This is a genomic window from Streptomyces sp. NPDC048504, from assembly GCF_043200035.1.
In the GTDB taxonomy this organism is placed as follows: Bacteria; Actinomycetota; Actinomycetes; order Streptomycetales; family Streptomycetaceae; genus Streptomyces.
This window is the reverse complement of record NZ_JBICXA010000002.1, coordinates 262,393-275,526: the sequence shown is the minus strand read 5'-3', so window position 1 is coordinate 275,526 and position 13,134 is coordinate 262,393. Positions and strand designations below refer to the sequence as shown.

The following is a 13,134-nucleotide window of genomic DNA, read 5'->3' as shown; positions in this document are numbered from 1 at the left end:
CGGTTCGGTGGGGGAGGGCAAGGCGGGGACGGGCACCGGGCTCAGGACGCCGACACCCGCGTGAAGCGGCCCGCCACCCGCACGTCCGCCTCGATCGCGCTCGCCGTCGCCGTCAGCTCGGGGAGGATGTCCCGGACGTCCTCCTCGACCGTACGGCGGGCCACATGGGTCGGCGTGTTCAGCGCCGCGACCACCCTGCCCGTACGGTCGCGGATCGGTACGGCGATCGAACGCAGCCCCGCCTCCAACTCCTCGTCGACCAGCGCGTACCCCTGCGAACGGACCGTCTCCAGGGCCGCCGCCAGCGCCGCCGGGTCCGTCAGTGTGCGAGGGGTCAGCGCGCGCAGCTCGCCCAGGTCCGAGCGTTCCTCCGGCGGCCTGTCCGCCAGCAGCACCCGGCCCAGTGCCGTCGCATACGCCGGCAGCCGCGTCCCGACCGCGATGTTCACGCTCATCACCCGGCTCGTGGCGACCCGGGCCGTGTACTGGATGTCGTCGCCGACGAGGATCGCCAGGGACGCCGACTCGTGGATGCGGGAGGCGAGGGCGGTGAGGTGGGGGAGCGCCAGGTCGGGGAGGGTCGTACGGGAGAGGGGCGGGAAGCCGAGGGACAGCACCCGGGGCGTGAGGGCGAAACGGCGGTCGCCCGACGGGGTCACCAGGCCCAGGTGCTCGTACGTGATCAGGGCCCTGCGGGCTGTCGCCCGCGCCAGCCCCGTCGCCTGGGCGACCTCCGTGAGGGTCAGCTCGGCGCGGTCCTCGCCGAACGCCGTCAGGACCGTCAGCCCGCGGGCGAGGGACTCGACGAACTCCCGGCCGAGCTCCTGCTTGGACGCCCCCGTCCAGGTCGCGAGCCCGGAGGGGGCGGCGACGGACTCGCCCCGCGAAGCCTCGCGCAGGTCCGCCGCCAGGTCCTCCTCCATCGCCCGTACCGCCGAACGCAGCCTGGGCAGCAGGGAGTTCCGCAGATCCTGCGCGGTGTGCCGGCTCGTGTGGCTCACGACGCTCGCCACGCACGCGATGGTGCCGGTACGGGGGTCCCGCACCGGAACAGACACCGCGACCAACCCCGGTTCGATCAACTGGTCGTCCAACGCCCAGCCGTCCTGCCGCACTTGGACGGCCCACCGCTCGAAATCGGGCCCCGGCGACGACCGTTGGGGAACGGCCGGGAAGCCCTCGTCCCTCGGGTCCACCGCCCGGCGCTCCCGCCAGTGCCGCCACTCCAGGTCCGTCCACTCCGTCGCGAACAGCGGTCCCGGCGCGGTGCGTTCGGCCGGGAGCAGGTCGCCGATGCGGAAGCTGAGGGACATCGCGCGGCGGCGGGTGGCCTGGTGGATGAAACGGATGCCGTCCCGGTCGGCGACCGCGAGCGACACCGACTCGTCCAGTTCGTCGGCGAGCGCGTCCGCGCGGGCGTCCAGGACGGAGGGCAGGCGCAGGGCGGCGAGATAGGCGTTGCCCAGCTCCATGATCCGAGGGGTGAGAACCGCGTCCCGGCCGTCGAGACGGACGTATCCCATGCGGGCGAGCGTCGCGGTGATCCGGTCGACCGTGGAACGGGCCAGCCCGGTGGCCCGTTCGAGCCCGCTGAGGCTCAACATCCCACCCGCCTCGGTCAGTTGACGCACCACCGCGACCCCCCGGATCAACGGCGCGACCGCCTCGGCGGGCACGGCGGAGGCAGGATCGACCAGCGTGAGGTCAGCGGCGTCAGTGGGCATCGATTCTCCGGTACGGCAATCTCGGCAGCCCTACGGTAAGCCCCGGGCCCCTGAACCCGGGGTCACCGTCCGACGAGACCCAGCTTCCGCAGCTCCTGGCCCAGGACCGGAGCCAGCGCCCCGGCATAGGTTTCCGCCATGTGGCTCTCGTCGCGGTAGACGAAGGTGTCGCCGACGACCACGGGGCAGCGGCCCGAGCGGGGGCACAGCCAGGACTCGGGGTCGATCACGGTGGCACCGGCGTGGTGGGCGCCCTGGCGGTTGGCCTCCCGGAGGGTGGGGTCCTTGATCGCGTCGCGCTGGTCCGGCTCGCACTTCTCCAGGCGGAGGGGGTGGGTCGCGGCGCACTCGACGGGGTCGCCGTTCGGCCAGGGGGTGTCGAGCAGGACGGCCACGTGGTCAGCGGCGCGGGCCAGGCGGTCGTAGACACGTGCGTAGCCAGCCGTCCAGTCCCGCCGCGGGTCCTTCATCGGCTTCAGGGGTGTGGCCACCTCGGAGGAGGAGGCCAGGACCAGCATCGGGCGCAGCCGGGCGATCCGTGCCAGCGCGTCCTTCCGCCAGGTGTCGCACGAGGTGTACGGGCCATGGCCGTTGACGGTCGTGATGTCGGCGGTCTTGCAGGACGACTTGGTCAGCGACACCAGCTTCCAGCCGTACCGGCGGCTCAGCCGCTCCAGCGCCGGGAACCACTGGGCGGCATGGGAGTCGCCGTAGAGGACGACGGTCTCGGCCGCGGCGGGGTCGCCGTAGACGCAGGCGGGGGAGCGGGTGCCGGTGTAGTCGACGTGGCAGTTGTCGCGGTAGACGGCCGAGCGCTTCTTCTTGATGTCGGCGAGTGGTGGGGTCAGGTTGCGCGGCAGCGCGGTCGTGGAGGTGGAGAGGAGGGCGGTCAGGCGGGACTCCGGGTCCTGTGTCGTCGTCAGGGCCTCGGCCAGCCCGGGTACGCGGACGGTGGAGCTGATCGGTGGCGGGAAGGACGTCGAGACGAGGGCGACGGACACGACGGTCGCGGACAGGCCGAGGCCCAGGGCCACCGCCGTCGTCGGTCTGCGGCGCAGCGAGGCGCTGAACCGGACCGGGTTCTCGACCAGCCGCAGGCTCGCCCAGGCCAGGAGCAGGGCGGCCGCGCACAGCGCGAGGTTCAGCCGGAGCCCGGCGGTCCGGCCCAGGGCCGCGGGGCCGATCATCAGCAGCGGCCAGTGCCACAGGTACCAGCCGTACGACAGGTCGCCCAGCCGGGCCAAGGGGCGCAGCCCGATCGATCCCGACGGGGCACGGCAGCCGCCCGCGATCACCAGGGCCGCACCGAGTACCGGCAGCAGCGCGAAGTGGCCCGGGAACGGGGTGTCGTCGCCGTACAGGACCGCCGCCGCGCCGATGCCCGCCAGCCCCAACCAAGTTCCTGCGGCGGCCAGTTGACGGGGAAGGCGCTCCAACGCCTCTGTGCCGAAGGCCAGTAGGGCACCGACGCCCAGTTCCCACAGCCGGGTGTGCGGGCCGAAGTACGCCCAGGAGGGGGAGGTTTGGGTCGCCCGGACACCCAGGACGTACGACACCACGCACAACGCGCCCAGTGGGAGGGCCCGCAGCCACCGTCGCCGTGTCGACTTCCAGCTGACGAGCAGGAGTACGGGCCACAGGAGGTAGAACTGCTCCTCCACGGACAGCGACCACAGATGCTGGAAGGGCGACGGCGAGCTTCCCTCGCGGAGATAGTCGGTGCCCGACCGCGCCAGGTCGACGTTCACGAAGTACAGGGCGCCGGCCAGCGCGTCGTGCATGAACTCGGCGTAGCGGATCTTCGAGGCGAAGAGCCGGCAGCCGGCGATGGTGGCCAGCGACACCAGCGTCGCCAGGGGGAGGATGCGCAGGGCGCGGCGGGCGTAGAAGCGCCGCAGGGAGAGCGATCCGGAGCGGTCGGCCTCGCGGAGCAGGCCCGAGGTGATGAGGAACCCGGAGATCACGAAGAAGACGTCGACCCCTGCATAGCCGCCCGCGACGTACGGGACCTCGGCGTGCGCCAGCACCACGAGCGTGACGGCCAGGCCGCGCAGCCCCTGGATGTCGGGCCGGAGCGGCGGCTTCGGCGGAGGGCCGGGGCGGCCGGGTCCGTACGGCGGTGATCCGCCGGGGCGCCGGTCCGGCGCCGTGTCGCGCGGTGGACCGGCGGTCGTGGGAGTGTGCGTCATGCCTGGAACTGTCCGCAGGACAGCGGGAGTTCGAGTGACTCGCGCCACACCTCTCCCGATCCCAGGCATGGTCGTCGTGTGACGCGGGTCACCGCAGCGCGGTCTCGGCGGCGGACAGGGGAGGGTGTGGAGAACTCACTGCGTGCCCGTGTGCGAGCCGGGGATCCGGACGCGTTCAGGCACCTCTTCGACGAGCACGCCGCGGTGGTCCACCGGCACGCCGTCCGGATGACCGGCGACTGGGGCACGGCCGACGACATCGTCTCGCTGACCTTCCTGGAGGCGTGGCGGCTGCGCGAGCGGGTGCTTCCCGGTGACGACAGCCTGCGCCCGTGGCTGCTGGGGATCGCGACGAACGTCACGCGCAACACCGCGCGGGCGGCGCGCAGACACCAGGCCGCGCTCAGCAGGATTCCGCCGCCCGACCCCGTGCCGGACTTCGCCGACGAGGTGACCCGGCGCCTGGCCGACACCGAGGAACTGGCCGCCGCGCAGCGGGCGTTGAGCACGATGCGGCGCGGGGAGCGCGAGGTGTTCACGCTCTGCGTGTGGGAGGGCCTGGACGCCGCCACGGCCGCCGAGGCCCTGGGCGTGGCCGTCGGCACCGTACGGGCCCGGCTCTCGCGCGCGAGGAAACGCCTGCGCAGGCTCACCGAACTCGAACTCCGAGGCAGGGGCGGCACGGGGAACGGCGAAGTGCAACGCCCGGCCGCGGCCGGACAGTCACCGGATAGCCGCCATCAGGCGGCTCGGTCCACGCAGGAGACGAAGCGATGAACACCGACCCGCTACGACGCGATCAGCCGGCCGACCACCACGACCTGGCCGAGTTGCTGCCCGCGCCGGGCCGTCCGGTGCTCGCTCAGGGCCGCCACCGCGTACTGAGGGAACACCTGATGCGGTACATCACCCACGAGCACGAGACCATCCACGAGCAGTCCGCCACGACGACCACCTCACGTCCGTCCCCCGCCCGCCGGCGCCTCGTTCTCGTCGCCGCGCCGCTGGCCCTGGCCGCCGTCGTGGGCCTGGGAGCGGTGGCGGTCGACAACGCGCGGGACGGCAAGCACGGTACGGCCGCCGCGGGAGTCACCGCCGACCGTCGGAATGCCACGCGACTGCTGGACCGGATCGCCCTGGCGGCGGCCGACCGCCCGGCGGTCACGGTCCGCGACGACCAGTACATCTACACCAAGTCCCAAGGATCGGCGGCCGAGTTGGGCGTCGACTTCAGCAGTGCCGAGGAGCTCGCGAAGCACAAGGGGCCCTTCACGCCGAAGCCGTACAAGGGTGCCGTCCGGCAGGAGCAGTGGGATTCCGTGGACGGCGGGCGGGACGGTCTGCGGAAGGGCGTGGCGCTCGCCGACCCCTCCCAGAAGATGACCATGGACATGAGGGGAACCGGATACCTGACCTTCCGGCAGCTCCAGGCCCTGCCCACCGACCCCGACGCGCTGCTGAAGAAGTTCTCCGGCGACGCCAGGAACGTGACGGCGGCCCGCCGCACGGAAGTCGTGGTCGAGAACCTCGGCGCGATCATCGACGAGGCCACCCTGCTCCCCGACCTCAGCGCCGCGATCTACCGTGCCACCGCCGAGCTCCCGGGCGTGAACGTCGTCGACCACGTCAAGGACGCCGCGGGGCGGGAGGGCGTCGGCCTCACGTTCAAGGGCGCCCCGAAGGGCTACGCCTGGGTCTTCGACTCGTCGAGTCTCGTCTACCTCGGCACAACCGACGCCGCTCTCCTGGGAGTTGGCATCGCGGACAAGGCGGGTGAGGTACCGGTCAGCTCGTCCTGAGTGAGCCGCCAGGGGGCGTCCGCCCTGGCAGGCGCCCCCCTACTGCGTCCGCGTCACCGTCACCCGATAGTCCCCCGCCGCATCCGCCCCCATGACCGCCACCCGGATCCCCCGCCCCGGGTCGTTGAAGCTCTCGCCCGCCGTGAACGGCGCGTCCGACAGCTCGGCCTGCACATTGGGGCTCCGGGTGCAGCCCCCGCTGTCCCGGTGTGCGTCGTACACCTTCACCGGGCCCATGCCCGTGTCCACGTCCGCTTCGACCTTGTAGATGAGGACGCCCGGCCGGCACACCGCCTCGTCGTTGCCCTCGCGGGTGCGCAGCTCCAGGGCGTAGCCCGTGCGTCGGGTGAGCGGGACGAAGACCAGCCGGGTGCCGGCGGTGCCCGGGTGTTCCAGCGGGGTCAGGGTGTACTCCGAAGTCCCTCTGCTCATCGCGCAGTTGACCTGGGACGGGCCCAGCCAGCCGAGCTTCCACTTGTGCCAGCCGAGGAAGTCGTTGTTGGCGCCCCAGTCCTCGCTCATGATGTCCCAGTGGCCGACCGCGCTCCCGCCCGACTGGGTGTAGAGGTCGGGCAGGCCGAAGACGTGGCCGTTCTCGTGGGGGAGGACGCGGTAGCCGGTCTGGGAGTACGAGCCGGAGCCGTCGTCCTGGCGGGAGTAGACGAAGGACGCGTTGGAGACCGGGACGCCGTCCGCGACCGGGGCCTCCGTGTTGCCCGCGAACGTCACCGACAGGACCGTGTCCAGGGCCGAGGGGCCGGCGTTCGGGGTGACCAGGACGTTCAGGAGGTCGTACTGGCGGAAGTCCACGGTCGGGTCGGCGGCGGCCACGATGTCCTGGACGAGCTGCCGGTACCCGGGGTCGAAGGGCGCGCCGCGCTCTATGCCGTAGGACTTGAAGGACTTGGGCATGCGGAGCCAGTGGGTGACCGGGGTCTCGGGGCGGTAGTCGAGGCGGCCGTAGGAGCTGGTGGCGAACCATTCCTGGGTCTTGGGGAAGAACTCGCGGTACCGGTCCATGGCGGTGCCCTCGCCGGGGGCGTCGGAGAAGTCGACCATCAGGGTCAGGGCGTGGACCGTGCCGGTGGAGCGGGAGTAGCCGCCCGGGGTGGGGATGCCCTCGGACATCTGGACGTCGAGGGGGCCGTTGATCATGCAGGAGCCGAGTGCGGAGGTGCGGGCGAGCGCGACCGGGCCCGCCGCCGTCGTGGCGCCCGGGGTGAGGTGTCCGGTACCGGCCGAGGTGCTGACCGCGAGGGTCAGGACGGTCACGGACGCGAGGGCGGCCACGCGGCGCGGGCGTATCCGACGGCTGGGCTGCATGCAGGGACCCTTCGCGCCAACGGCAGCCGCCGGTCTCCGGCTGCACCCTTTCGATCACCCTGTGTCGTGTGCCGCGAGGGCGCGCGCTGGAGGAGACCGACCGTGTGTTTCTCGCTGGTAGGGGGCCGAACGGGGAGCTCCGCGGGGGCGCCGGGCGAAGATCCAAACCGGGATCCCGGTGAATGTGACTCAGGTCACATCAGAACAATCGTGGAGGTGGAAATAACCGGGGAGCGTCTCCCCGTTTAGCCATGTGTCCGAGCGAAACGGGGATTCGGTCCCCGGATCGCCTCAGCAGTCCAAGACCTTCAGGAGCACGCCGTGACGACCGCGACCCCCGTACAGCGAAAGGTGACCCGGCCGCGCGCCGACGCTTTGCGCAACCGGGAGCGGATCGTCACCGCCGCCCGCGAGATGTTCGTCGAGTTCGGCCCCGATGTGCCGCTCGACGAGATCGCCCGCCGGGCCGGCGTCGGCAACGCCACGCTTTACCGCAACTTCCCGGACCGTGACGCCCTCGTTCGCGAGGTCGTGGTCTCGGTCATGGACCGTACGGCGGAGGCCGCAGAGCAGGCGCTCAACGAGACCGGCGACGCCTTCGCCGCTCTGGAGCGCTTCGTGCACGTCTCCGCGGACGAGCGGATCAGCGCGCTGTGCCCGATGATCTCCGGCACCTTCAACCAGTTCCACCCGGACCTGGAAGCCGCGCGCGAGCGGGTCGAGGAGCTCATCGACGAGGTCATGGAACGGGCCAGGAGGGCCGGGCAGCTCCGGTCCGACGTGGGTGTCGGCGACCTGATGGTCGCCGTGGCCCAGCTCAGCCGGCCGCCGGCCGGCACCGGTTGCCTCAGCGCCGACCGCTTCGTACACCGACACCTGCAGCTGTTCCTGGACGGACTGCGGGCCCCGGCCCGCTCGGTCCTGCCCGGCACCGCTGCGACGATGGAGGATCTCCGGCAGCCCTGACCGATTAGTTCAGAGCATCACGCCTGTCTCAACAACAAGTTTCCGGCTCTCGTCGACGTAGACGAGCCGTCCCCGATCACGTCCTTCTTCCGTATTTTTCCGTCACGAAGTCCCGAAGTGGGTACCACCATGTCTGAAACAGCTCGAAGCGCCCCAGGCGCTCTCGACAAGGCCTCCGAGGCCGCCGAGCACGAAGCCCATTCCAACCGCTGGAAGGCGCTCGCGTTCATCGCGCTCGCCCAGCTGATGGTCGTGCTCGACGCGACCATCGTGAACATCGCCCTTCCGTCCGCCCAGACCGACCTGGGCATCTCCGACGGCAACCGGCAGTGGGTCGTCACGGCCTACGCCCTCGCCTTCGGCGGACTCCTCCTCTTCGGCGGCCGCATAGCCGACCTGTGGGGCCGCAAGCGTGCCTTCGTCGTCGGTCTGACCGGCTTCGCCGCCGCGTCCGCCCTCGGCGGTGTGGCCACCACCGGCGCCATGATGTTCGGCGCCCGTGCCCTCCAGGGCGCCTTCGGCGCACTGCTCGCGCCCGCCGCGCTCTCCCTGCTCGCCGTGATGTTCACGGACGCCAAGGAACGCGCCAAGGCGTTCGGCATCTACGGCGCGATCGCCGGTGGCGGCGGCGCCGTCGGCTTCATCCTCGGCGGCGTGCTGACCGAGTACCTGGACTGGCGCTGGACGTTCTTCGTGAACATCCCGTTCGCGATCGTCGCCGCGCTCGGCGCGTACTTCGTCATCCGCGAGCCGGAGGGCGGCCGCAACCGCAACCCGCTCGACATCCCGGGTGTCCTGCTCTCCACCCTCGGCCTGGTCTCGCTCGTCTACGGCTTCACCCGCGCCGAGACCGACGGCTGGGGCGACTCCTCAACCATCGCGCTCTTCATCGCTTCCGCGGTCCTGCTGGTCTCGTTCGTGATCGTCGAGTCCAGGGTCAAGGCCCCGCTGCTGCCGCTGCGCGTGATCACCGACCGCAACCGCGGCGGTATCTACCTCTCGCTCGGCATCGCCATCATCGCGATGTTCGGCACGTTCCTCTTCCTCACCTACTACCTGCAGGTCGTGAAGGGCTTCTCGCCCATCAAGACCGGCTTCGCCTTCATGCCGATGATCGTCGGCATGATGGTCGGCTCGACCCAGATCGGCACCCGCCTGATGACCCGCCTGCCGGCCCGCCTGCTCATGGGCCCCGGCTTCCTGGTCGCCGCGGTCGGCATGCTGCTGATGACGCAGCTGGAGATCGGCTCGTCCTACGCCTCGATCATCCTGCCCGCGATGCTGCTGCTCGGTCTCGGCATGGGTACGGCGTTCATGCCGGCCATGTCCCTGGCCACCCTGGGCGTCGAGCCCCGGGACGCGGGTGTCGCCTCCGCGATGGTCAACACCTCGCAGCAGGTGGGCGGCGCCATCGGTACGGCCCTGCTGAACACGATCGCCGCGTCCGCGACGACCGCGTACATCAAGGACCACATCGCCTCGGCGGGTACCTCCAAGACCCAGCAGCAGCTCGTCGCGCTGCAGGGCCAGGTGCACGGCTACACCAACGCCATCTGGTTCGCGGTCGGCATGCTGGTCGCGGCCGCGGTGATCGTCGGGGTCCTCGTCAACGCCGGCAAGCAGGGTTCCGACCCGGTCGCCTCCGGTGACGACGTCGAGGACGAGTTCAAGATCCCGGTCGTCGCCCACTGACGACGCCCGGCCGGTCGTACCCCCTTCGCACCATCCGTGCCTACGGGGAAGGGGACGCCCCGTAGGTACGACTCCCAGGAACTGCCCTGGTTCTCGCCTGAGTTGAGCGGCTCAGCGGAGCCAGGGCAGGTCCGCACCCGCTTCGTTCGGCTGAAGTCCCTCGGCGACGATCTCCATGATCTCGCCGAGGGACTTCTGCTGTTCCGGCGTCAGCCGCTCGAACAACGCCTGCCGTACGGCGGCCACATGGCCCGGCGCGGTCCGGCTGAGCACGCCGTAGCCCTCGTCGGTCAGCACCGCGAACTGGCCGCGCTTGTCGGAGGGGCAGTCCTCGCGGCGCACCCAGCCGTTCTTCTCCAGGCGCGCGATCGCGTGCGAGAGACGGGAGCGGGTGATCTTCGCGTTCATGGCCAGCTCGGTCATCCGCAGCCGGCGGCGCGGAGCCTCGGCGAGCTGCACGAGAAGCCCGTAGTAGATGTGCGGCATGCCCGCGTCGCGCTGGAGCTGGCGGTCCAGATGGTCCTCCAGGAGGGTGCTGGCGTGCATGTAGAAACGCCAGACGTGCTGCTCCTCGGCGGTGAGCCAGCGGGGTTCGTCGGAGGGTGCCGTTTCGTCAGCGGGTGCGGGTGCCGTGTTCATGCACTCCACTGTACGAGAGCTCTCCTTGAAGGTTAAACAAATGGGGCGTAAGCTCTCACGCAGGAAGTTTGAGAGTTCAAGCATTCAGTTCGATCAAGGTTCGACCAGGGGAGTGACCGTCATGTCCACCGCCGCACCGGAGCGCATGCCCGCCCTCTATCTCAGCCACGGCGCCCCGCCCCTCGCGGACGACCCGATCTGGCCCGGCGAACTCGCCGCCTGGTCCGCCGGCCTCCCCCGCCCCAAGGCGATCCTCATGGTCTCCGCCCACTGGGAGGAGGCCCCCCTCGCCCTCGGCGCGGTCGACCCGGTCCCCCTGGTCTACGACTTCTGGGGCTTCCCCGAGCACTACTACCAGGTCCGCTACGACGCCCCGGGCGCCCCCGAACTCGCCGAGTCCGTACGGAAGTTGCTGCGCGCCCCGGGCGTCCCGGTCCAGGACGTCCCGGACCGCGGCCTCGACCACGGGGCGTACGTCCCGCTCGTCGAGATGTTCCCGGCCGCCGACATCCCGGTCCTCCAGGTCTCCATGCCGACCCTCGACCCGGCGAAGCTGATGGACATCGGCCGCAAGCTGGCGCCCCTGCGCGACGAGGGCGTCCTGATCGTCGGCTCCGGCTTCTTCACCCACAACCTCGCCGCGCTGCGCCACACCGGCGGGGGAGTGCCCACCTGGTCCTCCGAGTTCGACGACTGGGGCAGGCGGGCACTGGAGTCCCGCGACTGGGACGGCCTGCTGGACTTCCTCCACAAGGCCCCGGCCGGGCGCTACGCCCATCCGCGCACCGAGCACTTCGCCCCGCTGTTCGTCGCCATGGGCGCGGCGGAGGCGGGCGGTGACCTGGACGCGCGGGAGTCCTTCAACCCCTCCGTGATCGACGGGTTCTGGATGGGGATGGCGAAGCGGTCGGTGCAGTTCGGCTGAGGCGCCTGGAACTGCGTACTCCTGGAGCTACAACTCCCGTTCGTACCAGGCGACATCCCAGTAGCGGCCGAACTTGCGGCCCACCTCCCGGTAGGTGCCGACATGCCGGAACCCGAAGCGTTCATGCAGCCGCGTGGACGCTTCGTTGGGCTGTGCGATGCCCGCGTACGCCCGGTGCACGTCCTCGTCCGCCAGAGCCTCGAACAGGGCCTTGTAGAGCAGCGTGCCGATGCCCCGGCCGCCCGCGTCGGGGGCGAGGTAGACCGTGACCTCGACCGAGGTCGAGTAGGCGGGCTTCGCCCGGTAAGGGCTGGATGTGGCGTAGCCGAGGATTCGCTGTGAGTTTCCTTGGGAGGTCCCGTCCACGGCAACCTTCAGCCGGTATGGCCCGTCTTCAGGGTGGGAGAGCAGCCAAGGGCGACGCTCCTCCGGTGTGAAGGGGACGGTGTCGAAGGTGATCGGGGTTTCGCGTACGTAGTGGTTGTAGATGTCCGTGAGGGCGTCGAGGTCACTCTCGACTCCCGGCCTGACCTGCACCTCTGTATGTTCCGACGGCATCGTTACCCCCTTGTGGCCGGACAGGGTACTGCAAGATCAGAAAAATAGGGGAGCGGGTTGGGAATTCTGTCCGGATTCCAGTCGTTGTTTCCATCAGATGCAGGGCACACGAGAAGAGTGCCAAGGCATCAGACGAACACCTGCTGACCCACCATCGCAAGGGAGCACGCATGGCAACCCGTGCCGTCGCCCGTCGTAAGTCCGCCTCCGGCGAGACCTCCGGCGTGGCACGCAGTGTTCGCGCCCATGGCGGCGAGATCGCCGACCGCGACCTGGTCGGCATGTATCTCGACGAAATCGCGCGTACACCGCTGCTCGACGCCGCCAAGGAAGTCGAGCTTTCACAGACCATCGAAGCGGGCGTGTTCGCGCGCCAGGTCCTCGACGGCGAGGAGAAGTCCCAGGCGGACGCCTCCCGCGCCGAGCTGGAGGCCCTGGTCGCCGAGGGGGAGCGTGCCAAGGACGTCTTCATCCGTTCCAACCTCCGCCTGGTCGTGGCCGTGGCCCGCCGTTACCCCCGTAGCGGCCTGCCCCTCCTCGACCTGATCCAGGAGGGCAACGCGGGCCTGGTGCGCGCGGTCGAGAAGTTCGACTACCGCAAGGGCTTCAAGTTCTCGACGTACGCGACCTGGTGGATCCGCCAGGCCATCACCCGCTCCATCGCCGACCAGTCCCGGACCATCCGCCTGCCCGTCCACCTCGTGGAGGAGCTGGGCCGGATCCGCCGGGTGCAGCGCGAGTTCAACCGCAAGAACGGGCGGGAGCCCGAGCACGCGGAGATCGCCGCCGAGCTGGACACCACCCCGGAGCGCGTGACGAACGTCCTGGACTGGGCCCGTGACCCGGTCTCGCTGAACATGTCGGTGGACGACGACGGAGACACGCAGTTCGGTGACCTCCTGGAGGACACCTCCGCGGTCTCGCCCGAGCAGTCCGTCATGACCCTGCTGCGCAGCGAGGAACTGGACGACCTGATCGGCCGCCTCGACCAGCGCACGGCGTCCATCATCAAGATGCGGTACGGCATGGAGGACGGCCGGGAGCGCACGCTCACCGAGGTCGGCAAGGAGCACGGCCTGACCCGCGAGCGCATCCGCCAGATCGAGAAGCACGCACTGCTGGAACTGAAGAAGCTGGCGAGCCAGACCGGCTTCGACGCGGCGGCGTAAGCGGTAGTGAGCGTGGCGGGAGCTGTGCCGGGGGCGTGAGCCCCCGGCCTCCGGCCCGGTGGACGCGGGGGCGCGTACCGGACGAGCTGCGTGCCGGACCGCGTACGCCCGGTGGCGGGAGGCCGCGCGAACATGGCTGTGTAACGCCGC

At 70.6% G+C, this 13,134-nt stretch carries 11 protein-coding genes; 6 read left to right on the top strand and 5 right to left on the bottom strand.

Annotation, left to right across the window (positions count from 1 at the left end):
- Nucleotides 1-41: 41 nt before the first annotated feature.
- Nucleotides 42-1,724: an IclR family transcriptional regulator C-terminal domain-containing protein gene (locus ACGFY9_RS05490; protein ID WP_393752225.1), complete on the bottom strand. Its 1,683-nt coding sequence runs from the start codon at nt 1,722-1,724 to the stop codon at nt 42-44.
- A 62-nt stretch (nt 1,725-1,786) separates the two neighbouring features.
- A complete protein-coding gene (locus ACGFY9_RS05485; RefSeq protein ID WP_393752223.1) occupies nt 1,787-3,913 on the bottom strand; it encodes an acyltransferase family protein in 2,127 nt (708 codons plus the stop codon).
- A gap of 126 nt (nt 3,914-4,039) precedes the next feature.
- Between ACGFY9_RS05485 and ACGFY9_RS05480 the strand changes: the two genes are divergently transcribed.
- Together ACGFY9_RS05480 and ACGFY9_RS05475 are read left to right on the top strand one after the other, a co-directional pair.
- Nucleotides 4,040-4,690, top strand: coding sequence for an RNA polymerase sigma factor (locus ACGFY9_RS05480; protein ID WP_393752221.1), 651 nt, complete (start codon nt 4,040-4,042; stop codon nt 4,688-4,690).
- Nucleotides 4,687-5,712 (top strand): CU044_5270 family protein, encoded by a 1,026-nt coding sequence (locus ACGFY9_RS05475; protein ID WP_393752219.1) that lies wholly within the window; start codon nt 4,687-4,689, stop codon nt 5,710-5,712. The genes ACGFY9_RS05480 and ACGFY9_RS05475 overlap by 4 nt, the downstream gene beginning before the upstream one ends.
- A 39-nt stretch (nt 5,713-5,751) precedes the next feature.
- Here the strand turns inward: ACGFY9_RS05475 and ACGFY9_RS05470 are convergent, their stop codons facing one another.
- The gene (locus ACGFY9_RS05470; protein ID WP_393752217.1) at nt 5,752-7,035 is read right to left on the bottom strand and encodes a M6 family metalloprotease domain-containing protein; all 1,284 of its coding nucleotides are present in this window, start codon (nt 7,033-7,035) and stop codon (nt 5,752-5,754) included.
- A gap of 321 nt (nt 7,036-7,356) precedes the next feature.
- Between ACGFY9_RS05470 and ACGFY9_RS05465 the strand changes: the two genes are divergently transcribed.
- Entirely contained in the window at nt 7,357-8,001 is a 645-nt protein-coding gene (locus ACGFY9_RS05465) for a TetR/AcrR family transcriptional regulator (protein ID WP_393752215.1), read from the top strand.
- Nucleotides 8,002-8,130: 129 nt separating this feature from the next.
- Entirely contained in the window at nt 8,131-9,693 is a 1,563-nt protein-coding gene (locus tag ACGFY9_RS05460; protein ID WP_393752214.1) for an MFS transporter, read from the top strand.
- A gap of 111 nt (nt 9,694-9,804) precedes the next feature.
- Here ACGFY9_RS05460 and ACGFY9_RS05455 read toward each other — a convergent pair whose 3' ends face one another.
- Nucleotides 9,805-10,332 (bottom strand): MarR family winged helix-turn-helix transcriptional regulator, encoded by a 528-nt coding sequence (locus tag ACGFY9_RS05455; protein WP_393752212.1) that lies wholly within the window; start codon nt 10,330-10,332, stop codon nt 9,805-9,807.
- A 121-nt stretch (nt 10,333-10,453) separates the two neighbouring features.
- Here ACGFY9_RS05455 and ACGFY9_RS05450 point away from each other — a divergent pair, with 121 nt between their 5' ends.
- The gene (locus ACGFY9_RS05450) at nt 10,454-11,257 is read left to right on the top strand and encodes a dioxygenase (protein ID WP_393752210.1); all 804 of its coding nucleotides are present in this window, start codon (nt 10,454-10,456) and stop codon (nt 11,255-11,257) included.
- A gap of 27 nt (nt 11,258-11,284) precedes the next feature.
- On the opposite strand, the gene ACGFY9_RS05445 is transcribed toward ACGFY9_RS05450, so the two are convergent.
- Complete coding sequence (locus tag ACGFY9_RS05445) at nt 11,285-11,815, bottom strand: GNAT family N-acetyltransferase (protein ID WP_393752208.1); 531 nt, start codon at nt 11,813-11,815, stop codon at nt 11,285-11,287.
- A gap of 170 nt (nt 11,816-11,985) precedes the next feature.
- Here ACGFY9_RS05445 and ACGFY9_RS05440 point away from each other — a divergent pair, with 170 nt between their 5' ends.
- Nucleotides 11,986-12,984: a sigma-70 family RNA polymerase sigma factor gene (locus tag ACGFY9_RS05440; RefSeq protein ID WP_329251568.1), complete on the top strand. Its 999-nt coding sequence runs from the start codon at nt 11,986-11,988 to the stop codon at nt 12,982-12,984.
- The last annotated feature ends 150 nt before the right edge of the window (nt 12,985-13,134 follow it).